The sequence below is a fragment of the Paenibacillus lactis genome (genome assembly GCF_017873605.1).
Lineage (GTDB): Bacteria > Bacillota > Bacilli > Paenibacillales > Paenibacillaceae > Paenibacillus_AQ > Paenibacillus_AQ lactis.
Window position 1 is genome coordinate 36,394 of record NZ_JAGGKI010000023.1, and the last position, 22,365, is coordinate 58,758.

Here is a 22,365-nt window from a genome sequence, read left to right on the forward strand (position 1 = left end):
GATTGATTAAGGCCATAAATGATTAGTGCACTGATTCTTTCTTTTAAATGAAAAGGAGTGTTAGACGCGTGTCGGATACTTACAAACAAGCAGGCGTAGATATCGCAGCAGGCAACGAAGCGGTAGAGCGGATGAAAAAGCATGTCAAAACGACATTCAGACCTGAAGTCATGACGGATCTCGGCGGTTTCGGCGCCCTGTTCAAGCTGAATAAAGAACAATATGAAGAGCCGGTACTCGTCTCGGGCACCGATGGCGTTGGCACGAAGCTGAAGCTTGCATTCGCGATGGACCAGCATGACACCATCGGAATCGATGCGGTAGCCATGTGCGTGAACGACATTGTGGTGCAAGGCGCGGAACCGCTCTTTTTTCTCGACTATTTGGCCTGCGATAAGGTGATTCCTGCCAAAATCGAATCGATCGTCAAAGGCATTGCCGATGGCTGCAACCAAGCCGGCTGCTCCCTGATCGGCGGGGAGACGGCGGAAATGCCGGGCATGTACAGCGAGGGGGAGTATGACATTGCCGGCTTCACGGTGGGCATTGTCGACAAGCCCAAAATGATTAACGGCTCGAATATCGCGGCGGGCGATACCGTGATCGGCCTGGCTTCCAGCGGGGTGCACAGCAATGGGTTCTCGCTCGTGCGGAAGCTGCTTCTGGAGGATTCCGGGTACTCGCTGCAGCAGGAGATTCCCGAATTGGGGGGACGCCTTGGCGACGTGCTGCTGGCACCGACCAAAATCTACGTCAAACCGCTGCTGGGCTTGCTGAAAGAGATCGAAGTGAAGGGCATGGCACATATTACGGGCGGCGGATTCATCGAGAACATTCCGCGTATGCTGCCGGATGGCGTCAATGTCGACATTGAGTACGGAACCTGGCCGATTCTGCCGATCTTCAAGCTGATGCAGGAGAAGGGCAGCATCTCCAATAAAGACATGTTTACGACATTCAATATGGGGATCGGCATGGTTCTTGTCGTGAACGAGAGCGATGCGGATCAAGCGCTGGCGTATCTCCGCTCGGCGGGTGAAGAGCCTTACGTGATCGGCCGCGTTACGGAAGGCGAGCGTGTCGTCACCTTTACGGGGGCTAAAGTGTAATGAAGGCCAATCGGATTGCGGTATTCGCTTCCGGGAGAGGCAGTAATTTTCAGGCTTTGGTGGAGGCTCAGCGAAAGGGCTTGCTGGGAGCGGAAATCCGGCTGCTAGTCTGCGACAAGCCGGAGGCTCCCGTCGTAGAGCTGGCGAAGGCAGCGGATGTTGACGTGTTTGTTTTTCAACCGAAAGCTTATGCCTCGAAGGAAGCGTATGAGCGCGAAATTGTGACGGAGCTGGACCGCCGGGACGTGGATTTGCTCGTGCTTGCCGGATACATGCGGCTGCTCAGTCCATCGTTTGTCGAAACGTACAGCGGGCGAATCGTCAATATCCATCCGTCCCTGCTGCCGGCTTTCCCTGGCAAGGATGCCATCGGCCAGGCAATCGAGTACGGCGTGAAGATGACGGGGGTAACCGTGCATTTTGTAGACGGAGGCATGGATACAGGTCCCGTCATTGCCCAGCGGGCTGTCGAAGTACGGGAAGGCGATGACGCGGCTGCGCTGGCGGAACGGATCCATGAGGTCGAACAGAAGCTGTATTATGAAGTCGTATCGTGGTTCGCCGAGGGCCGGGTTTCGCTGAACGGGCGGCATGTGACTATAGCTGATAAAGTACAGGAAGTCGAACATTAGGTTGCGTAAAATCTAACTTAGGGCTAGTAAATCTAGTATGTTGGTATTCTGGCAGGTTCGCTGTAGGCTCGCTACAGGTTCGTGCAGGTTCGATGCCGATGATTTGTTCCTTTAACGCGAGTGCTGACGGATATGGATGGATTATTTCCGGGCGGTTTTCTTCTAAAAGAGGACAAGCTTGCACAGCCAATCGACATGTTCGATATTTCTCGGGAAATAATTTGGAATTATCGTGTATCGACAGCATCTTCGGATTCAAGACAGGCCGTTTTTGCAGAACGAGGCGACAGAAAACGTTGTGTTGAGTAGGACAGGCATTTCTCGGACCGCGCAGCGGGGCGAGGTGAAGAGTAGCCGCCAACAAGACCCTTTTAAGTACTTGTTGGGCCGAAAAGGAGCCGAAAGCCGCCAACAAGTCCCTTTTAGGCACTTGTTGAGTCGAAAAGGCACCGAAAACCGCACACAAGACCCTTTTAAGTATTTGTTGAGCCGAAGTCGCAGTGCGGCTAGGATGCGACGGACGATCCCTTTTTCAAGGGGAAAAAGGGATTGAGCAGTTTCTCGCAAGATGGCGGATGTCGTAAGGTAAGAGTTTTTTTCATTCAAATGAGGGGGTATGGACGTGGGTATCAAAAGAGCATTGGTCAGCGTTTCGGATAAAACCGGCATCGTGGAATTTTGCCGTGAGTTGTCTTCATTGGGTGTAGAGATTATTTCGACAGGAGGAACCAAGAGTCTGCTCGCCAAAGAAGGCGTTCCTGTCATCGGCATTTCGGATGTGACAGGCTTCCCTGAAATTTTAGACGGCCGCGTAAAGACGCTCCATCCTGCGGTGCACAGCGGGCTGCTCGCGATTCGCGACAGTGAAGATCATCAGCGTCAGATGAAGGAGCTGGGCCTGGATTACATTGACCTCGTGGTCGTGAATCTGTATCCGTTCCAGGAGACGATTGCCAAGCCGGATGTCGAGTATGAGGATGCCATCGAGAATATCGACATTGGCGGACCGACGATGCTGCGCTCGGCTGCGAAAAACCATGCATTCGTAAGCGTTGTTGTCGACGCAGCGGACTACGGCCAGGTGATCGAGGAGGTCCGTGCAGGCGGAGATACGACATTGGAAACACGCAAACGGCTTGCAGCCAAGGTGTTCCGCCACACGGCCGCTTACGACACATTAATCTCCGAATATTTGTCGAACGTAACCGGCGATCCGCTCCCTGAACGCTTCAGCGTCACTTATGAAAAAATCCAGGATCTTCGTTACGGCGAAAATCCCCATCAAAAGGCGGCATTTTACCGCAAGCCGCTGGCACCTGCCGGTACGCTTACGACAGCCGAGCAGCTGCACGGCAAGGAGCTGTCCTACAATAACATCAATGACGCGAACGCCGCGCTGCAGATCGTTAAGGAATTCGACGAGCCTGCGGTCGTTGCCGTGAAGCACATGAATCCGTGCGGCGTCGGAATTGGCGCAAATGTATTGGAAGCTTACAAAAAAGCGTACGACGCGGACCCAACCTCCATCTTCGGCGGGATCGTAGCCGCGAACCGGACGATCGATGCGCCTACGGCCGAGCTGCTTAAGGAAATTTTCCTTGAAATTATCCTGGCCCCGGATTTTACGCCGGAAGCGCTCGAAATTCTGACGAAGAAGAAAAACATCCGCCTGCTGAAAATGGGCGAGTTCGGTTCGGCGAAGGAGCGTCAAAGCACGCTCGCCGTTACGACGATTGAAGGCGGCATGATCGTTCAGGAGAGCGACGTGCATTCCCTGGATCCGGTTGACCTGAAGGTTGTGACCGACCGCGAGCCGACCGAAGCGGAGCTGAAGCAGCTGCTCTTCGGATGGAAGGTCGTAAAGCACGTGAAGTCCAACGCCATCGTATTGGCGGCAGACGATATGACCGTGGGCGTCGGCGCAGGACAAATGAACCGCGTAGGCTCGGCGCGCATTGCGGTTGAGCAGGCAGGCGAGAAAGCAAAGGGCGCTGTCCTGGCATCGGATGCGTTCTTCCCGATGGGAGATACGGTTGAACTGGCCGCGAAAGCAGGAATTACCGCCATCATTCAGCCGGGCGGCTCCATTAAGGATGAGGAGTCCATCAAGGCTGCAAACGAGCATGGCATCGCGATGGTATTCACCGGCGTAAGACACTTCAAACATTAATAACACCAGGAGCCCGGGCCCATCGCTGCTCGGGTTCTCACATCATTTGTGGGATAAACGATTTACGGAGTGAAATGATACGAACTTGTGTGGGATAACGATACCGTAGTAGATGATACGGACTCGTGCGGAGTAGACGATTTACCCAGTGAACCGATAGGGGCTTTTCCAAAATGGATAGGAATATGAGGAGGGGTAGCATGGATATTCTGGTCATCGGCGGCGGCGGCAGGGAGCATGCCATCGTATGGGCACTGGCGAAGAGCCCGAAGGCAGGCAAGATTTATTGCGCGCCCGGCAATGCAGGAATCGGCCAGTTGGCCGAGTGCGTGCCGATCGCTGTTTCGGAGTTTGACAAGCTGACGGCTTTTGCGGTGGAGAAGCAGGTGGGTCTCGTTGTGGTAGGACCGGACGACCCGCTGGCGGACGGCATCGTGGATGCGTTTGACAGCACGGGCATCCCGGTATTCGGTCCGCGCAAAAACGCCGCTGAAATCGAGGGCAGCAAGACGTTCATGAAGGATCTGCTTCATAAGTACGGCATTCCGACGGCAGCTTATGCGAAATTCGACGACTACGAGGAGGCGCTGGTCTACCTGCGCCGCCAAGGGGCGCCGATTGTGGTGAAAGCCGACGGGCTCGCAGCCGGCAAAGGCGTAACCGTGGCACGGACGCTGGAAGAAGCGGAGAAGGCGCTCAGCGACATTATGCAATCCAAGGTGTTCGGGGAAGCTGGCAGCCGGGTCGTGATCGAGGAGTTTCTTGAGGGCCAGGAGATGTCGATTTTGGCTTTTGTCGACGGGGAAACCGTCAAACCGATGTCTGCCGCCCAAGATCATAAGCCGGTATATGACGGCGACCAAGGACCGAATACCGGGGGCATGGGGACCTATTCCCCGCTGCCGCATATCGATCCTTCCATCATCGAGGAAGCGGTCGAAACGATCATCAAGCCGACGGCGAAAGCGATGGTAGCCGAGGGTCGTCCGTTCCGCGGCGTATTGTTTGCCGGCTTGATGATTACGCCGGACGGCAAGCCGAAAACGATCGAGTTCAATGCAAGATTCGGCGATCCGGAGACCCAGGTCGTGCTGCCTCGCCTCCAAACGGATTTGCTCGAGGTGTTCCTTGCAACCGTGAACGGAAAGCTTGCGGATCTGGAGCTCGAATGGAGCAAAGACGCAGCGGTATGCGTCATCCTGGCTTCCGGCGGATATCCTGCATCCTATCCGAAAGGCATTGCAATCTCCGGCCTGGAGGATGAGCAGGAAGCGACGATTGTATTTCACGCAGGAACCTCCCGCGATGCCGATGGAACCTGGAGAACGAATGGCGGGCGTGTGCTCGGCGTGGTCGGTCTTGGAGCGGATATCGCTGCCGCTCGGGCGAAGGCTTATGCTCGGGCGGAGTCGATTGCGTTCGAGGGGAAGCATAACCGGACGGATATCGCGCTGAAGGCGTTGGTCTAAGATTCTAAGATCTTTTTAAGGCTTATAAAAAATACAGGGTTACAAACAAGGGAGTCTTCATCGCGAAGGCTCCTTTTGTATGTAGGCGGTACTGATTTATGCGTCGTTAGAGGGGATCGCGTGACGAGGCTGCGATGGAATAATCAAGCATCATTTACCCTTTGTTCAGCCTTTGTTTACCTAAAGTTAATTTTATATCGATAGGATGAGAGGGGGCGGTCAGATGGATGTTAGGAGAATAGCAGAGAAATGCTAGAAGAATGGGAGAGGGATCATAGTGAGATCCCGGAGGAAACAAAGCCGGACCGTATAGTGATCATAGAGAGTTCATGATGGAATATCGTGGATCGTAGAATGATGAGCACAGGGGCGCTAGAGGGATGGAAGAGGTGATAGAAGAGTGATTGTAGGGATTCGGGGCGTTGGCGACGAGGCTGTTATATAATACAGATAACAGTTTGTGGAAATTTCAAATCACATGGAGACTAATGCGATGGATAACATTTCTGTTCTGCTTGTAGACGATGAGCAAGGGTTATGCGATATGTTGACTGCCGTGCTCAAGAAGGAAGGCTTTCGGTTTGTCAGGAGTGCCGGGACTGGCGAGGAAGCCATGCGCTTGCTAAAGGAGCTTGATCCGGATGTGATCATACTGGATGTTATGCTCCCGGATGAAGACGGATTCGAGGTGTGCCGAAAAATCCGCAAAATTACCGAAGCGCCGATTCTTTTTCTTACCGCCAGGGATACCGATTTGGATAAGCTGATGGGGTTTGGCATCGGGGGAGACGATTATATGACGAAGCCGTTCAATCCGCTCGAGGTCGTTGCCCGCATCAAAGCCCGCCTGAAATATAAATTAAAACAGGAGCGGTCTGCCCAGTCACGGATAACCCAACTCGATTTTGGATATTTTCGTTTGGATCTTGAGGCAGGGGAGCTGATCGTAAATGGCAAGGAAGTGGAGTGCCCGGCACGCGAATGGGAACTGCTTGTATTCCTGTGCCGTCATCCCAACCGGATCTTCAGTACGCGCCAATTATACGAATCGGTGTGGAACGAGCCCTACCTTGGGGATGAGAAAACTGTGGTCATCCATATTTTCCGGCTGCGTAAAAGGATGGAACCCGATCCCGGAAACCCCCGGTTTCTTGTTAATGTCCGGGGACTTGGCTACAAAATGCTGGCCCCGAGGAAGGAACAAGAATGAATCCGATGGTGAGAATGGCTATTCGCTTTATCAAGGTAACCCTCATGTTGGTGATAATGTCTATCTTAAGTTTTATTTTATGCGCAGTGATATATATATATCTTCTGGATTGGATGAATCCCCAGGGCGCGATTTCAATGAAAACTTTTTTAGTTGTTACAGGATTTACGCTGACGGTTATTTTTTTCATTGCTTTCGGTTGGTGCGTGGGCAAACCGCTCACCTATTTAATCCGCTGGATCAACCGATTATCTGAGGGGAACTACAGCCTACCGCTGGAACACTTCCGCCAGCCGAAGGGTGATCGCGGCTTGGATGGCACAGATAGCCACGATGGCCCCGATGTCTCCGGAGGCACCGATTACACCAAGGGTTCTGACGGCTCCGTTGGCTACGATATTTACGATAGCCACGATGGCTTCAATGGCTCCGATGGCTCGCTACAACATAACCATTATCGTTATCCTTATGTCCTATATAAAGAATTATTTGATCGAATGCATTTATTATCGAACCAACTGCAGCGCAGCGAGACCGAACGACTGAATTTGGAGGCCAAGAAGCAGGAATGGATCGCGGCTATTAGCCATGATCTTAAGACGCCATTGTCCTATATCGAAGGCTATGCTCATATGCTCACGGCTGACGATTATGTATGGTCCGATAAAGAAAAGCAGAATTTTAGCAGGCAGATCAGCGGCAAAACAGCGGAAATGAAGCAGCTCATCCATGACTTGAACCAGGCGGGCCGGTGGTCTGTCGAACAGTTCCCTATGAATAAAAAGATAGATGATGTGGTCGATTTTCTGCGCGAGTTGATGATCGATATCGCTAACTATCCGTTAGCCGAGCAAACCTCCTTTACGTTTCATACTGAAAAGAATGGGTGCAGCATGGATTTTGACAGCAGACTGTTAGGCAGAGCTCTTCAAAATGTAATCATGAACGCGGTGATCCATAATCCCCCCGGCACCGAGGTTCAATGCAATATTTCCGTAAAGAAAAACTATTGTTGCATTATGATCGAGGACGATGGCATCGGAATCGAAGAAACGAAATTAAGACACATTCTAAATCATTCGGGTAAAGGAATAGCGATAGCAAAAGCTTTTGTCGAAGCTCATTCTGGTCGAATGAACATTCTATCGGCTGAAGGCAAGGGTACGCGCGTGGAAATTTTAATACCGATCAGTCTCTGAATTATCCTATCGTTCATTTTATGTTTACCTGCTGTTTATTCCCCGTTGCTAAACTCGAATTGTTAGCGATGCCAAGCAGGAGGAATTAATATGAACGAATATGCAATCGATACACATCAGTTGACTCGGCGATTCGGGGAGAGGGAACCGGTCAAGCAGATCAATTTGAAGGTCCCCAAGCGGGAGATCTATGGATTTTTGGGTCCCAATGGGGCCGGTAAGACAACCACGATTCGGATGCTCTTGGGGCTGATCCGCTCGACATCCGGGACAATTCGTATCCTTGATAAGGATCTGAAGGAAAACCGCATGGACATTTTAAAAGATGTCGGTTCTCTCGTAGAATCTCCGTCCTACTATGCCATCTATCTGGATACAAAAATTTAAAGATTATGGCCCTAATCCACGGCATACAGGAATCCAGGATTCAAGAGGTGCTTGAATGGGTGAGGCTTAGTCAGGCAGCTCATCAACCGGTCCGAAGTTATTCACTTGGCATGAAACAGCGGCTCGGGATTGCGATGGCGCTGATTGCTAACCCCAAAGTATTGATTCTAGATGAACCGACGAACGGGCTCGATCCATCAGGCATTCAGGAAGTTCGGGAGCTCATTACAAGACTTCCTCGCGAATTTGACATAACAGTGTTGCTCTCTAGCCATTTATTAAGCGAAATTGAGCAGGTCGCAACCTGGGTGGGAATTATTAACCAGGGGGAATTGATTTTTCAAGGACCGCTTCAGGAATTAACGGCTCGAAGTAAGCCTTATGTATGGATTGAGACGGATCGTCCACTGGAAGCTGCAGCGGTTCTACATGACCATGGATGGGATGCGGAGCCGGAAATCGCAGCAGGCCAGATCCGAACCTCTATGACCAACCGGTCGCAATCGGCGGAGATGATTCGCTTCCTTGTTAACCGGCAATTTGATGTCTATCGGGTAATGGAGAAGAAGAAGACCCTTGAGGAAATCTTTCTGGAATTAACCGGTCAGGAGAACAGCTTATGATGCTGGAGCTGATGCGTGCTGAGGGATTAAAGCTGAAGCGATTGTGCCGATGGATACCTGGTATCCAAGGCATGATTCTGATTAGTATGACGGCCCTGGAGTGGTATCTTTATTTCCGACAAGGCCCCGGGGGCATCTACGCCGGCTTTGCAGTCATGTACATGTTTTTATCGTTTGTTTTTCTACTAGGCATAACGCTTTTAGCCAGTATTATGGCTGGTACCGAGCACGAAACCAAGGCATGGAAGCAGCTTCTCGCGATGCCTGTTCCGAAAGGTTCTGTATATCTTGCAAAACTGGCATGGATCTTCATTTTGCAATTATGTGCCGTAATCATCACGATCATTGGGATGTGCGTGGTCTGGATACTCTACTCCAATGAGCCCATACCGTGGGGAATGATGATATTGCAGCCGCTATTCGCATGGTTGTCGACACTGCCGATGATGGCTATTCAGCTCTGGCTGTCCACCTTGTTTTCCAATCAGGCGTTACCACTGGCTCTAGGAATATTCGGTTCCATTTCCAGTTTGTTTTTAGCACGAAGTGATTCCTTCATGATTAAAATCCTTCCCTGGTCGTATCCGGCATTATCCAGCCCGCTTATCCCGGGTCATATGCAGTGGATTGCAATCTCAATTGGAATAGGAATGATGGTATCGGTGTTGGGTGCTCTTCTGTTTGCCAGAAGAGAATATGGATAGGGGGCTGCCGGATCATGAGAATGCTGATACGAACCGAAGGAATGAAGCTCCAATGGAGGGTCATAGGGTTGCTCATCGTCTTGGATACGCTGATCAACTCCGCGATGGGGGCGATGCAGCTTCAAAGCCTGAAAGATTTTTTTTCGCCAAGCTGGTCCACGCTCTATATACACAGCGTCAATTTGCACTCTATGTTTTTCTATCCTTTGTATAGCGGGATTGTGGCCTCCTTATTGTGCGTTTACGAGCATAGGGATGGAGGCTGGAAGATAACGATGAGTTTGCCGGTCCCTCGGGGCAAGATTTTTATGGCGAAATTTATGTTGTTGCTCGGAATTCTTGGTATGGTGCAAATTGTATTTATGCTCGGTTATTTTTCAGCGGGTTATTTTGTTAAAGCCCCGGGAGAGCCTCCGTGGGATACCTTGCTGTATTCGGGCATCGGAGGATGGATCAGCGTGTTCCCGCTCGCTGCATTACAGCTTATGGTCGCAATCAGGGTTCGCAATTTTGGAGCTGCGCTGGCCATGTCATTAGGTTATGTCGTACCGAATATCGTGCTGACCGGTTTTCATTCTGCAATAGGGGCCTGGCTTCCGTTCACCATCCCCTACTATGTCATGATGCCGCAAGATGCGATTTACGCGCCAAGAGTTGAGCTTTATAGCTTATGGACTATTGTGTTATTAACAGGTATCGTGTATCTGTTATCTGGGAAGCGGGTTGTTGAAAAAAGAGATTGGTTGTAGCCTTGTCCCATTCCTGCTTTTAGTTTTTGATTAGTATAAAAAGCTTCCGAAACCCGAGTGCACCCGCACCCGGGTTAGTTGTTTCAGGACCTCGCAATTGCATCGGCAATTCGCTGTCCTATCGACAGCATGCAGGCAGTGAGTGAAAGGCCAGCATCTATGGTGTTTAGGGTTGATTCTATCAGTGAAAGAGAAGGCAGAACTTTATGTGCAAACGTTTGTACAACAATGAAGCATTTTCCGGGCGAACTTGTCCGATTTGGAGAGCAAAATGACTGAATTGCACAGGATCTTGCGCACATATTTTTACGATAACCTACGATATAGGGTGAATAAGCGAGATAATATAGGATTTTGGCCGAAAATCGGGGATAAACGATCTGTGCAAACGTTTTTGCAATCAATCCGAAATGTTGTATGATGTCTACAGTGGATGAAGCGCTTTCTCACCGGAATTTTTCCTTGGTTTCTCGCCAAACGTTACATAGAAAAAGAGAGGCTGAAAATTTTCTGAAATCGTTTGCGCAGATTTCCAACATTTCTGATCATTATTGAGAGGGGTAATCATGGAATGAAGATGAAGAAAATTCTGACGCTGGCTGCAACCTTCACGCTGGCATTCTCCATTACGGCATGCGGAGGAAACTCGGGTACTCCGGCTGCGGAAGCGCCTGCAGAGAACCCGCCTGCGACAGAGACGCCGGCTGAAAATACAGAAACCGTAGAACTGAAGCCCGAAGAAGGCGCGAAGCTGATCGTATGGGAGAGCCGTGACGAAAGAGCCTATACGGATGAGATTGCCAAGGAATTTACCGAGAAGTACGGCGTAGAAGTTACGATCGAAGAATTGTCCCCAACCGACCAAGTAACCAAGCTTGCGCAGGACGGACCATCCGGACTGGCTGCGGACATCGTATTGTTCCCGCACGACAACCTGGGTAAAGCCGTTACGACGAACCTGGTTCTGCCAAACGACGTATTCGAGGAAAAAACAAAGAGCAGCAACACGGAAGCAGCGATCCAAGGTGTCAGCTACGACGGCGTGCTGTACGGATACCCGCGTGCGGCTGAAACTTACCTGATGTACTATAACAAGGATCTGGTGAAGGAAGTTCCTACAACGATGGAAGAAGTCATCGAGTTCAGCAAAACCTTCACAGACAAGAACAAGAATAAATACGGCTTCATGTTTGAAACCGGTAACTTGTACTTTGCTTATCCATTCCTCGCATCCAACGGCGGTTACATCTTTGGAAGCGGTGGCACGGACGTCAATGACATCGGTCTGAACAACGAGGGTGCCATAAAGAGTATGGAAGTCTATGCTAGCCTGAAAGAAATCCTTCCGGTTAAATCCGGCGACATCACGCCTGATATCAAGCGCGGATTGTTCACTTCCGGCGATCTGGCAATGGATATCAACGGACCATGGGAGCTTGGCGGATATAAAGAAGCGCTCGGCGACAAGCTCGGCGTAGCTCCAATCCCGGCCATCGGCGGACAGCCTGCCGTATCGTTCTCCGGTATCAAAGCTTGGTATGTAAGCTCGTTCACGAAATATCCGCAAGCTGCAAGATTGTTCGCTGATTTTGCAACGACGAAAGAAGCTCAGCTGAAACTGAGCGCCCTGGTAGGCTCGGTTCCAACGAACATCGAAGCGCAAGAAGATGACCAAATCAAGAATGACGAGTACGTATCGGCATTCACGGAGCAGTTCAAGTCTTCCCAGCCAATGCCTTCCGTACCGGAAATGGCTAACGTATGGTCTCCTGTAGGCGCTGCCCTGTCTGAAATTTGGGATAACGATAAAGACATTAAAGAAACGCTTGATAAAGCCGTAAACCAAGTTAAGGACCTGAACAGCGGCGGAGGCGGCGAGTAAGGGACATACAGCTTCATAACACGAAAAAGATGAAGAAGTTCACCCGCCGATGGTCGGCGGGTGATTCCTCGATTATACGGTAGAGGAGATTGGAGGGAGCATGCGTCAACATCGTACGATAGCGGCTGTACTGTCAGCTATATGCATGGGTCTGGGTCAGCTTTACAATCGTCAATGGATTAAAGGCATTCTTTTGCTTATCGTAGGCGTATTCAGCTTGTATTACTTTATCAATAACCTCGGAGACGCAATCTGGGGCATGGCAACGCTGGGGGACCAGGGAAGCCATTTAGCGAAGGTTAACGGATTAACCCAAATGGTAGCAGGCGACCACTCCATCAATCTGTTGATTGAAGGTCTAATTACAGTCATGATGCTGGCCGTATTCCTTGTTGGATACTATGCCAATATCAAGAACGCATATAACGCTGGAAAACAAAGGGACATGGGGATCGCACCCAATAACTTTAAACAAACCCTTAACTATATTTTTGAAATCAAATTTGCGCAGTCGTTTCTGACCTTGCCGGCTATCGGTATCATGTTCTTTACGATCATGCCGATCATATTCATGATTTTGCTGGCATTCACGAACTATTCCGCACCGAACAATCTGCCGCCTGCCAATCTGGTAGACTGGGTAGGCTTTAAAACCTTTACGAATCTCGTTGCCTTAAAAACGTGGAGCCACACCTTCTTCGGAGTACTGACCTGGACGATCATTTGGGCGGTGCTTGCCACGGTGACCACGTATTTCGGCGGGGTGCTGGTAGCGCTGCTTATTCAGCAAAAAGGCATTCGCTTCAAAGGCCTGTGGCGCGTCATCCTGATCATTCCGTATGCGATTCCGCAGCTGATCTCCTTGCTCGTGATGCGCAACATGTTCAACGGCCAATTCGGACCGATTAACCAGTATTTAAGATATTTCGGTATGGACGGCCTTCCATGGCTGACCGATCCGTTCTGGGCGAAGGTAACCGTCATCATCGTTAACATGTGGGTCGGCATTCCGGTATCCATGCTGCTGGTTATGAGCGTGCTGACAACGATTCCGAAGGACCTGTACGAGGCGGCTGACGTTGACGGGGCATCCGGCTTCCAGAAATTCAAAATTATCACGCTGCCGATGATTCTGTTCTCGACGGCACCGGTGCTCATTACGCAGTTCGCCGGTAATATCAACAACTTCAACCTGATTTTCCTCCTCACCAACGGGAACCCGGTGGTGGGCGACTATCAATATGCGGGAGCAACGGACCTCTTGGTAACCTGGCTCTACAAGCTGACACTGGATCAGCAGCGATATAATATGGCGTCGGCGATCGGGATCATTATCTTCCTGATTATCGCGACCTTCTCGATTTACAACTATCGCCGAACCAGATCATTTAAAGAGGAGGATATGATCCAATAATGGGAATTAAAATGAGAAACGCGATCCGGTTAACGGCTAGCTACATTTTGCTGGTTATTATCGCGATCTGCTGTATTTACCCGGCGCTCTGGATTGTTCTGTCCTCTTTCCGTCCCGGAAAGTCGCTCTATAGCAAGTCCCTGATTCCTGAAAGATTTACGCTGGATCATTACAAAGAGCTGTTCACGTCCCAGAGCTTCCTGTTCGAAACCTGGTATATGAATACGCTCAAAATCGCACTCTTCTCGATGGTGATCGGTACGATCCTCGTACTGCTTACGAGTTATGCGGTTTCCCGTTTCCGGTTCAAAGGCCGTAAGAACGCGCTGTCCACGATTCTCGTGCTAGGCATGTTCCCGGGCTTCATGAGTATGATTGCAATCTACATCCTGCTCAACTCCTTGAACCTGCTGAATACGCATGCGGCGATGATTATCGTGTATGCGGCCGGGGCGCCGCTGGGAGGAACGCTTATCATGAAAGGCTTCCTCGATACGATTCCGCGCAGCTTGGATGAGGCGGCCAAAATCGACGGTGCGACCAACTTCCAGATTTTTCGCAAAATCATTCTGCCGCTGTCGAAGCCGATGATTACGTACATGAGCTTGACGCTATTCGTTGGACCATGGGTAGATTTCATCTTTGCCCGTCTCGTACTGCGGACGAAAGAGAACTGGACGCTGGCTGTCGGTCTATGGGATTTGGTCAACTCCACCCAGGACAGTAACTTTACGCTGTTCGCGGCGGCTTCGGTTCTGATTGCATTGCCGATTACGATCCTGTTTATCTTCCTGCAGCGATTGCTGGTTGACGGCATGACGGCAGGCGCGAGCAAAGGTTAAGCTGGATCCAAAGCTAAAGAGCCAGATGATAAGCGTTACATCCATTCGTGCTTTAGATAGAGAAAAGCAAACTTTAGAGGGATCACAGCGAAGAGACACAGCCGGTTAACGCTTGCTGTGTCTCTTTTTCATTTCTGGGATGCTGCAAAAATCGATTCCGTCGCTTCCGGTTGTATTCGATGGGCGAGCAAAATCGACGCTCCATATATTACAGAATGGGAGTTGCTCTTTGGATTTTTGCAAAATTCTCATTTGCATGAATTTGGGTGCAGGGGGTACATAACGATGAATGTTAAAATGCGCTTTCAATTTAAAGCGGTTGGCATGAAGCTGTTCGTCATTTTTTTTACAACCGTCGTTGCGCTGTCCGCAGGGCTTGGTCTGCTGTCGTATTCCATAGCAAAGGATACGGTCATGGATCAGGTGTCCGAGGCGACGTCGGGACAAATGGTGCAGGCGGCGGACAAGCTTGATTTCCTGTTGGCCCAATATGAAGGGGTATCCCGGCAATGGGCGCTGGATACGGTGCTTCGCCAAGATCTGGTTACGGTCAGCACGCCGGACGTCGGCATCCGGGCCAAAACCGAGGCGGAGAATCGGATTCGGGAGAAGCTGAACGGCTTCGCTTCGTCGGACAGCCGGCTTGTCGGCATGCGATTGATTTCGCCGGCTATGACCGTGCAGAGCTCTTATAATTCCACGGGGATTTCCGGCTTATCGTCGGCCGATACGGTAAAAACCAAGATTGACCGCATCCTTCAAGCAGACGGTGAACCCGTCTGGTTCCCGGCAGAGGCGAAAGGGTTCATGGGAAATGAGAAGCTGGCCTCAATGACGATGGGGCGGCTTCTCAAAAATCTCCAGCAGCCTCATGCCCAGTACGTGCTGCTGATAGATATTAAGGAGCAGGCGATCGGCGAGGTGCTGTCCAACCTGAGGATCGGGGAACATGGGCGGATGCGAATGGTCGCGGCGGATAACCGAATCGTGTATGACGCGGATCTCTCACAGCTCATGCAGCATTCAACCATAACGGTTCCCCAAGGGGCGGAAGCAAGCGGGACCTATTATACCGGCGATGCGCAGATGGTCGTGTACACGCCGTTAAAAACGGCTCCTTGGTATATGGTGGGATTCGCGCCGGTCAGCGATTTCGTAAAGGCTACGGACAAGCTGCTCAGCATCACGCTTGGGGTCATCGCAGCAGCGATCGTCATTGCGGTGCTGATTGGCTATTATATGATGCGTACGGTCGGACGTCCTCTAAATCAGCTGTGCAGTCTAATGGAGGAAGGAGAGAAGGGGAACCTGATGGTCCGCACCGACTTTCAGCGGGCCGATGAGATCGGCCGCCTGGGCGACGGCTTCAACCGCATGATGGGGCAAATCTCGGCTCTCGTCGAACAGACCCATGTCTCCGCGCGTGAAGTGCTGGCGACAGCCGGGGAGCTGGCCGAGGCGTCCAGAGGAACCTCGATCACCGCCGGCGAAATTGCCGCAGCGATGGAGCAAATTGCTCAGGGCAGCGGACACCTCGCCGCGGAGGCGGAGCGTGAAAATCAGCTGGCCGAGCATATTGGCATGCAGATGAATAGGGTGTCGGAATCGAATCGGATCATCAAGTCGGCGGCTGACCGCGTCCTTGATGTAACGGGAGACGGTGCTCTCCATATGGATAGCCTCGTGGGACAGTCGGAGAGAATCCACCAGGTAAATCGGAGCATCGTGCACAATGCGGAGAAACTCCAGACCAATACCGCATCCATTCATAAAATATTGGAGCTGATGTCGGACATCACGCATCAGACCAATATCCTGTCCATCAATGCAACGATCGAGGCGGCCCGGGCCGGCGCCGCGGGCAGCGGATTCATGGTCGTTGCCAATGAAGTTCGAAGCTTGGCGGACCGGTCGAAGGAATCCATTCAGACGGTCGGCAAGATGATCCTGGAAATCCAGGCAGAGGTCCAGCGCTCAGTGGATGCGCTAAGGTCCGCATCGCCTCTGTTTGACGAGCAGCTGCACTCCGTGCAGCAAGCGCAAGAGGTATTCGCTAATGTGCGCCGGGAGATGGATGTGCTGCTTGCGGAGATTGCTGGCTCCGCCTCGGCCGTGGAGCAGCTGATGGATTCTCAGCATACGCTGACCGGTTCCATTACAGAGGCGAGTGCTATCGTGCAAGAGACGAGCGCGGCTACCGAAGAGGTCGCCTCGATGTCATCGGAGCAGTTTAAGGTGAGCGAGAAGCTGGTCGCCCTGTCCGGAAGGCTGGAGGAGCTGTCTGAGCGGCTGCGTCAGTCGTTGGTGCAATTCAAAACGTGAGTCTTGCGCACGGTTGAAGTTTCGCTCTGCGAGCAGACGACTCTGGGTGTGTAAAGTGCTTCCTTTGGGGGATCTTGCGCACGAAAAGGCGTTCCGAGTCCATATCGTTCCTCCAATCGCTGTTGTCCCCGATATTCTTGAAATATAACTCGCAAGGGTGGAATATCGGAGACAAAGGCGACCGCTCCGCTTTTCCGGAACCGATTTGTCCTCTCCACTACATCGTGCGCTTGGCCAGGTACAGGGAAGCACTTATGTCTGCAGCAAGGTTCCGTCTGCTTCTGTTGAAGCTGGACTTCACCGGCTCAAGCTGGGGAGGGATAATAGACAAGCTCCGCGATATCATCCTGCGGAGCTTGTTTTCGTGTGCAGTTCCCTAAGAAGTCCAGCGGAGCTTGTTTTGGTGTACGTTCCGAGTACATATGGTTCCTCCAATCGCTGTTGTCCCCGATATTCCTGAATATAATTTGCTAACGGTGGAATATCGGAGACAAAGGCGACCGCTCCGCTTTTCCGGAATCGATTTGTCGTCCTCTCCACTACATCGTGCGCTTGGCCAGGTACAGGGAAGCGCTTATGTCTGCAGCAGGGTTCCGTTTGCTTCTGTCGAAGCTGGACTTCACCGGCTCAAGGCTGCTCAAAGTAGAAACAAGCTAAAAGCAAAGCGGCTCCGGAAAATCTCCAGAGCCGCTTGCTGTTGCTTTATTTTGTATAAATTCAATCCCTTACGGCTGCCAATTCACATTAATGGTTGCCGTGCCGCTGGTTGGTGCGGTAAAGGTATGGTTGCTTCCGCCTTCCCAAGTGACGGTGGAGCCTGATTTTTTCAGGAACTTGAATTCAATGGTCTTTCCTGCCGGTACGCTGACATCATAGTACCAGTTCGGGTACTGGTAAACGACCTGATTGTACATCGGGCCGATCGCTTTGGCCGGATCCCAGTTGCCCAGCTCGCTGACATTGCCTGTCAGGAACACATTTTGCCCCAGGGAGGTTGTCGCATTGTTAACGACAAAGCGGACGCTAACCTGATCGCCGGACAGCACTTCGAAATTGTCGTAGACATTACTCGACACTCCGGCGGCGTTCGCGATTTTAATATTGTAGATGCCGCCTGCAACCGCAGGGATTTTTACTTGAATCTGCGTATCTTCCCAGGACGTAATGTTTGCTCCCGTTACCGGCGTCGTTCCGAAGTAGACGGTGCCTTTGCTGGCACCGAAGCCGCGTCCGTCGATGGTGATCAATGCGCCCGGCTTGGCCATCATCGGACCGACATGCCCGATGGTTGGGGTCGTCGTGGCCGTTGTATATTGCCATACGGCTGTGCCGCCGGCGGCGAGCGTGAAGTTCGAAGCGGCTCCGCCGGAGCCCACGGTTAAGGTGTTGCCGTTCAGAAGGCCGCCCAGCACATCGGTGTAGCTGCCCTGCGGCAGGGAAGTGACCAGGCCGGAGATGGAAGCCGGCGTGCTCAGATTGCGGTTGATGGCAATGACCGCAACATTATTGCCGAATTTGCGCTCATAAATCAGCACGTCATTGTTAATCCAGCGCTCCTGCGTCGATCCGTAGGCGATCGCCGGATTGGATTTGCGCAGCGGAGCAAGCTTTTGGATCACCTGATAGGCGGTGGTTGTCGTAGAGAAGGAAGGGATCCGTGCCCGGTTGTCCGGGTCGTTCCCGCCTGACATATACTGCTCGGTGCCGTAATAGATGGCAGGGACGCCGCGGGAGGTCAGGGTAAATGCCAGCGCCTGCTCCAGCTTCCGGCGGTTTGCATTGCTGCTGTGGAACCGCTCCATGTCATGGTTATCGATGAACGTCACTTGATCATCCACCTGGGCATAATCGGCTGCGGAGCCCTCCAGCATCGATTTCAAGCCGTACATATTGTCGGTGTTATCCCGGAACACCTGGCGAACCTTTTGAGCAAACCGGAAATCCAGCAGGCTCATGCCGGATTCGTTGGCGAACTTGTGATTTTCCGGGCTGACTTCGTTGACGCCGAGGAACCACTCGCCGAAGGTGAAGACCGGCTTGTAGTTGTTGACGGTGGCCATAAAGCTCTTCTGCCAGCCGAACGGCATATGCTTGACCGCATCCATGCGGATGCCGTCGATGCCGAGATCCAGCCACATTTTGATGGCATCCTTCAAATAGACGTCTACCGTGCTGTTGTTATGGTTCAGGTCGGCGAGATCGTAAAGATTTTTGTAAATCCCGTTCTCGGTCGTGGAAAAATCGGTGCCGCCGTTATGGTGGAACAGATTTTGGGTATCGTTCGTGTATCCCCCAAGCAGCGTTCCGTTATTGTACAGCTTCCCGTTCTCCGCGAAGGATGGCTGATCGGAAGAGGCCGGAGACGTATGGTTCGGGGCGAAGTCGATAATCACTTTAATGTTCTTGGCATGTGCAGCGGCAATCAGGTTTTTGAAATCAGCAATCGTGCCGTATGCCGGATTCGTCTTCTTGAAGTCCCGCGCCCAGTAGCCATGATAGGCCGTATTGTTGACGCCGGAATAATTGATGACGCTGTAAATATTCTCAACCGGCTGGGAAATCCAGATGGCCGTAACGCCCATTCCGGTCAGGTAGCCGTCATTGATTTTGTTGATGATCCCCTGCCAGTCGCCTCCGCAGTACAATCGGAGATTCGTGCAGGTCCCGTCAAACGCCTCGCCGGTCGGATTGTTCGCTGGATTGCCGTCCGAGAACCGGTCGGTAAAAATTTGATAGATGACGTCGGTGCTAAAGTTCTGCTTATTGGATACCGAGGTATCCGGCGCTGCATGGGCAGGGGTAAACATTCCCAGCGTCAGGGATAACGCGAGGGACAGCGCGGCTGTCATTTTCATCAATTTCTTCATACTCTACCTCCTATGTAATCGTTAGAAGTGGTACGGCTTGTCCGCAGTTATTTGCATCACCTCCTTATGAAATCCGGCGACAAAAAACCCCGGCTTCTCGAATTGAGATACCGGGGTTGTTCCATACCGGGTGTACGGTTAAGGAATGCATGGCCCTTATTTTGTGCGAGCGTTATATTCACCCATATTTTAATGAAAGCGAATTCAACTGTCAATATATAACAAACCTTTCTGATGAAAAAAATATCATTTTTATGAAAATCGATGATTGCCACGAAATAAAATTTTATATTGTATATATTTTGTTGATACAAAATTTCACAAGTCATATAATGGATTTGTAAAGCGTTTACAACAGCTGGAGTAGGGGCTCGAATTACAAAGGTCGGGAGCATGGTTCAAAAAAAAGAGCATATTGACGGAAAGGAGTGGTTGCGTTGTGAATCGAAACGAGGGCGCGGAGCGTTTGGGGCTGGACATGAACGGTCTTCAGGCCGCTTGCGCGGCCGTAAACCGGGCCATTGATGCAGGAATTATGCCCGGCGCTGTACTGGGCGTGCTGCATCGCGGAGAGACGTGGTTTTATGCGGCTGGGTTTGCCGATCCGGATCCGAAGCAAGGCGAGCCAGCAGCTGTCCACAAGGACACGTTATATGACTGCGCCTCCATCACGAAGGTTGCGGTCACGCTTCCGCTGATTCTCCAGCTGGTGGATGAGGGAAGGATTACGCTTAGCACGAAAGCGGCTGATATTGTTCCGGCATTCGGAGCCTCCGGTAAGATGGCGATTACGGTAGGCGAGCTGCTGACGCATACCTCGGGCCTTGCGGCGGATATGAATCTTCATTCCCACGGCTGGAGCCGGGAGCAGATGTGGGACGCGGTGCTGACTTCCTCGCTCTCAAGCGAACCAGGCAAGAGCGTTGTATACAGTGATTTGGGATACCTGACGCTCGGACGCATCGCCGAGGAGCTGCTGCAGATGCCGCTGGACCAGGCGGTAAGACAGCGGGTATTTGAACCGCTCGGCATGCTTGATTCCACCTTAACGCCATCCCTGGAGCAGCTCGGCCGGTACGCGGCGACCGAGTATGACGAGGAATTCCAGGGCCATTTATGCGGTGTGGTGCATGATGAGAAGGCGAGAGCGCTGGGCGGCGTATGCGGTCATACCGGACTATTCGCGACGGCGGGGGATTTGCTGCGATATGTCCATATGTGGCTGCTTGAGGGGGCGGTTCCTGCACCAAGTGGCCAGACTGATGAAGGTGCAGCTGCCGCAGGAGCATCGTCATCGGCACGCATCCAGTCGCCTGCCGCAAGAGCATCGTCGCCTGCACGCATCCTGTCACTTGCTGCGGCGCGAACGGCAATCAAGCCGCATACGGCAGCGATTCCGGGTGCGAACCGCGGACTTGGCTGGGTCCTCAAGGGAGACCGCATGGATGCCTCCGGCGATTGGATGAGCGAACGCGCCTATGGCCATACCGGCTTCACCGGTACAAGCCTGTGGATCGACCCCGCGTATGATCTTGCCGTCGTGCTGCTGACCAACCGGGTGTACGGCGGACGGAGCAGCAGCGTCAAAGAGCTGCGGGTCCAAGTGCATAACGCCATCACCGGCGCAGTTCGCGATCCGAATTAGCCTCGTATGCTGGCTCAACGAATACACCAAGCGGGATTGTGCTTAGGTCGGCATTCGTCAGGGGCAGTCAGTTACTGAATCATTACGCTGTGCTGCAAATACTTGCTTATTGGGCAATGAAGTGTTCATAAGATGATACCTAAGGGATGGAGGCGGTGCATGGTGAGCGGCATCATTTATCGGTCATACCGGCCTGGAGACGAGGAAGGGATTATAGCGCTGTGGAATGCCTGCTTAACGGGAGATCCGGTTACCCGGCTGCGGTTCCGCAATCTGGTCCTGCTCGATCCGAATTTTGATCCGGAGGGGCTGCGGGTCGCTGAGGAGGAGGGAACCATTACCGGTGCGCTGTATGCCGTGCGGAGAAGGCTGCCGATGATCGGCACGGAGCTAGAACCCGCACACGGATGGATCACGTTCTTCGGAACCGCGTCTTCGTCGCGCAGGCAGGGCATTGCGAAGCGGCTGCTGGAGGAGGCGGAAGCGTTTCTTCGCAGTCATGGGCGCAGCAAGGTGTTCTTCTCCTCGTACGCGCCGAATTATATCGTTCCGGGGATCGACGGTGAAAGCTACCCCGAGGGACTTGCCTTCCTGCAGGCGGCGGGGTTCACAAGAAACTACACGGCGGCTGCAATGAACCGCTCGCTCATCGATTTCCGCGTACCGCCGGACGTAGCGGAGCTGAAGCGGCAGCGCGAGAACGAGGGCTTTACGTTTGGAGCGGCTTCCGACAGCGATCTGGTGGAGCTGATTTCTTTTGCCACGGACGTATTTAATCCCGATTGGGGCCGGGCGATCCGCGAGGGGCTGCTTCAGCGCTTGAAGCTGGATCAGATTCTGATTGCGAGGGACCGGGGGAAGCTGGTCGGTTTTTGCCTCCATGGCGGGTACGAAGGGGTTGCCGAGCGCTTCGGCCCGTTTGGCGTCGATCCTTCCATGCAAGGCAAGGGGCTTGGAAAAATTCTGCTGTACGACTGCCTGGCCCTAATGCGGGCGCAGGGACTCCACGGCGCCTGGTTTTTGTGGACCGGCGAGCAAAGCCCGGCAGGGCATCTGTATCGGAGAGCGGGATTTCAGATCACACGCCGGTTTGACATTATGAGCAAGTCATTGCATTAGATCGTACGCGAACGATAAGGGG

Annotated in this window: 15 protein-coding genes and 1 pseudogene; 15 read left to right on the plus strand and 1 reads right to left on the minus strand. The window is 52.3% G+C overall.

Annotated features, from left to right (window positions below):
- The first annotated feature begins 68 nt into the window (after positions 1-68).
- From purM to J2Z18_RS26805, 13 genes and pseudogenes are all read left to right on the plus strand, one after another.
- Positions 69-1,109, plus strand: coding sequence for a phosphoribosylformylglycinamidine cyclo-ligase (gene purM / locus J2Z18_RS26745; RefSeq protein WP_007132726.1), 1,041 nt, complete (start codon positions 69-71; stop codon positions 1,107-1,109).
- Positions 1,109-1,741 (plus strand): phosphoribosylglycinamide formyltransferase, encoded by a 633-nt coding sequence (gene purN / locus J2Z18_RS26750; RefSeq protein ID WP_007132725.1) that lies wholly within the window; start codon positions 1,109-1,111, stop codon positions 1,739-1,741. Before purM ends, purN begins: the two co-directional genes overlap by 1 nt.
- A gap of 622 nt (positions 1,742-2,363) precedes the next feature.
- A complete protein-coding gene (gene purH / locus J2Z18_RS26755; protein ID WP_007132724.1) occupies positions 2,364-3,911 on the plus strand; it encodes a bifunctional phosphoribosylaminoimidazolecarboxamide formyltransferase/IMP cyclohydrolase in 1,548 nt (515 codons plus the stop codon).
- Between the two features lie 200 nt (positions 3,912-4,111).
- Positions 4,112-5,380: a phosphoribosylamine--glycine ligase gene (gene purD / locus J2Z18_RS26760; protein ID WP_007132723.1), complete on the plus strand. Its 1,269-nt coding sequence runs from the start codon at positions 4,112-4,114 to the stop codon at positions 5,378-5,380.
- 493 nt (positions 5,381-5,873) lie between these two features.
- On the plus strand, positions 5,874-6,590 hold the full coding sequence (locus tag J2Z18_RS26765; protein WP_007132722.1) for a response regulator transcription factor: 717 nt from the start codon (positions 5,874-5,876) through the stop codon (positions 6,588-6,590).
- Positions 6,587-7,789 (plus strand): sensor histidine kinase, encoded by a 1,203-nt coding sequence (locus J2Z18_RS26770; RefSeq protein ID WP_007132721.1) that lies wholly within the window; start codon positions 6,587-6,589, stop codon positions 7,787-7,789. The genes J2Z18_RS26765 and J2Z18_RS26770 overlap by 4 nt, the downstream gene beginning before the upstream one ends.
- Before the next feature lie 90 nt (positions 7,790-7,879).
- Positions 7,880-8,799, plus strand: a pseudogene (locus J2Z18_RS26775) (ABC transporter ATP-binding protein).
- On the plus strand, positions 8,796-9,503 hold the full coding sequence (locus J2Z18_RS26780) for an ABC transporter permease (RefSeq protein WP_007132719.1): 708 nt from the start codon (positions 8,796-8,798) through the stop codon (positions 9,501-9,503). Before J2Z18_RS26775 ends, J2Z18_RS26780 begins: the two are co-directional and overlap by 4 nt.
- 14 nt (positions 9,504-9,517) lie before the next feature.
- Entirely contained in the window at positions 9,518-10,252 is a 735-nt protein-coding gene (locus J2Z18_RS26785) for an ABC transporter permease (protein ID WP_210095582.1), read from the plus strand.
- 571 nt (positions 10,253-10,823) lie between these two features.
- Positions 10,824-12,134 (plus strand): sugar ABC transporter substrate-binding protein, encoded by a 1,311-nt coding sequence (locus tag J2Z18_RS26790; protein WP_007132717.1) that lies wholly within the window; start codon positions 10,824-10,826, stop codon positions 12,132-12,134.
- Positions 12,135-12,234: 100 nt separating this feature from the next.
- Positions 12,235-13,548 (plus strand): sugar ABC transporter permease, encoded by a 1,314-nt coding sequence (locus J2Z18_RS26795; RefSeq protein WP_007132716.1) that lies wholly within the window; start codon positions 12,235-12,237, stop codon positions 13,546-13,548.
- Positions 13,548-14,390, plus strand: a complete 843-nt coding sequence (locus J2Z18_RS26800; RefSeq protein ID WP_007132715.1) for a sugar ABC transporter permease — start codon at positions 13,548-13,550, stop codon at positions 14,388-14,390. The genes J2Z18_RS26795 and J2Z18_RS26800 overlap by 1 nt, the downstream gene beginning before the upstream one ends.
- Positions 14,391-14,675: 285 nt before the next feature.
- Entirely contained in the window at positions 14,676-16,712 is a 2,037-nt protein-coding gene (locus J2Z18_RS26805; protein WP_007132714.1) for a methyl-accepting chemotaxis protein, read from the plus strand.
- Between the two features lie 725 nt (positions 16,713-17,437).
- Here J2Z18_RS26805 and J2Z18_RS26810 read toward each other — a convergent pair.
- On the minus strand, positions 17,438-19,579 hold the full coding sequence (locus tag J2Z18_RS26810) for an alpha-amylase family glycosyl hydrolase (RefSeq protein ID WP_210095583.1): 2,142 nt from the start codon (positions 19,577-19,579) through the stop codon (positions 17,438-17,440).
- Positions 19,580-20,018: 439 nt separating this feature from the next.
- Here J2Z18_RS26810 and J2Z18_RS26815 point away from each other — a divergent pair, with 439 nt between their 5' ends.
- Together J2Z18_RS26815 and J2Z18_RS26820 are read left to right on the plus strand one after the other, a co-directional pair.
- Positions 20,019-21,224: a serine hydrolase domain-containing protein gene (locus tag J2Z18_RS26815; protein WP_210095584.1), complete on the plus strand. Its 1,206-nt coding sequence runs from the start codon at positions 20,019-20,021 to the stop codon at positions 21,222-21,224.
- Between the two features lie 159 nt (positions 21,225-21,383).
- A complete protein-coding gene (locus tag J2Z18_RS26820; protein WP_210095585.1) occupies positions 21,384-22,343 on the plus strand; it encodes a GNAT family N-acetyltransferase in 960 nt (319 codons plus the stop codon).
- Positions 22,344-22,365: the final 22 nt, after the last annotated feature.

Coding starts and splice junctions, on each gene's coding strand:
- purN (WP_007132725.1), top strand. CDS start 1,109: ATGAAGGCCAATCGGATTGCGGTATTCGCTTCCGGGAGAGGCAGTAAT.
- purD (WP_007132723.1), top strand. CDS start 4,112: ATGGATATTCTGGTCATCGGCGGCGGCGGCAGGGAGCATGCCATCGTA.
- J2Z18_RS26765 (WP_007132722.1), top strand. CDS start 5,874: ATGGATAACATTTCTGTTCTGCTTGTAGACGATGAGCAAGGGTTATGC.
- J2Z18_RS26770 (WP_007132721.1), top strand. CDS start 6,587: ATGAATCCGATGGTGAGAATGGCTATTCGCTTTATCAAGGTAACCCTC.
- J2Z18_RS26780 (WP_007132719.1), top strand. CDS start 8,796: ATGATGCTGGAGCTGATGCGTGCTGAGGGATTAAAGCTGAAGCGATTG.
- J2Z18_RS26785 (WP_210095582.1), top strand. CDS start 9,518: ATGAGAATGCTGATACGAACCGAAGGAATGAAGCTCCAATGGAGGGTC.
- J2Z18_RS26790 (WP_007132717.1), top strand. CDS start 10,824: ATGAAGATGAAGAAAATTCTGACGCTGGCTGCAACCTTCACGCTGGCA.
- J2Z18_RS26795 (WP_007132716.1), top strand. CDS start 12,235: ATGCGTCAACATCGTACGATAGCGGCTGTACTGTCAGCTATATGCATG.
- J2Z18_RS26800 (WP_007132715.1), top strand. CDS start 13,548: ATGGGAATTAAAATGAGAAACGCGATCCGGTTAACGGCTAGCTACATT.
- J2Z18_RS26805 (WP_007132714.1), top strand. CDS start 14,676: ATGAATGTTAAAATGCGCTTTCAATTTAAAGCGGTTGGCATGAAGCTG.
- J2Z18_RS26810 (WP_210095583.1), bottom strand. CDS start 19,579: ATGAAGAAATTGATGAAAATGACAGCCGCGCTGTCCCTCGCGTTATCC.
- J2Z18_RS26820 (WP_210095585.1), top strand. CDS start 21,384: ATGGTGAGCGGCATCATTTATCGGTCATACCGGCCTGGAGACGAGGAA.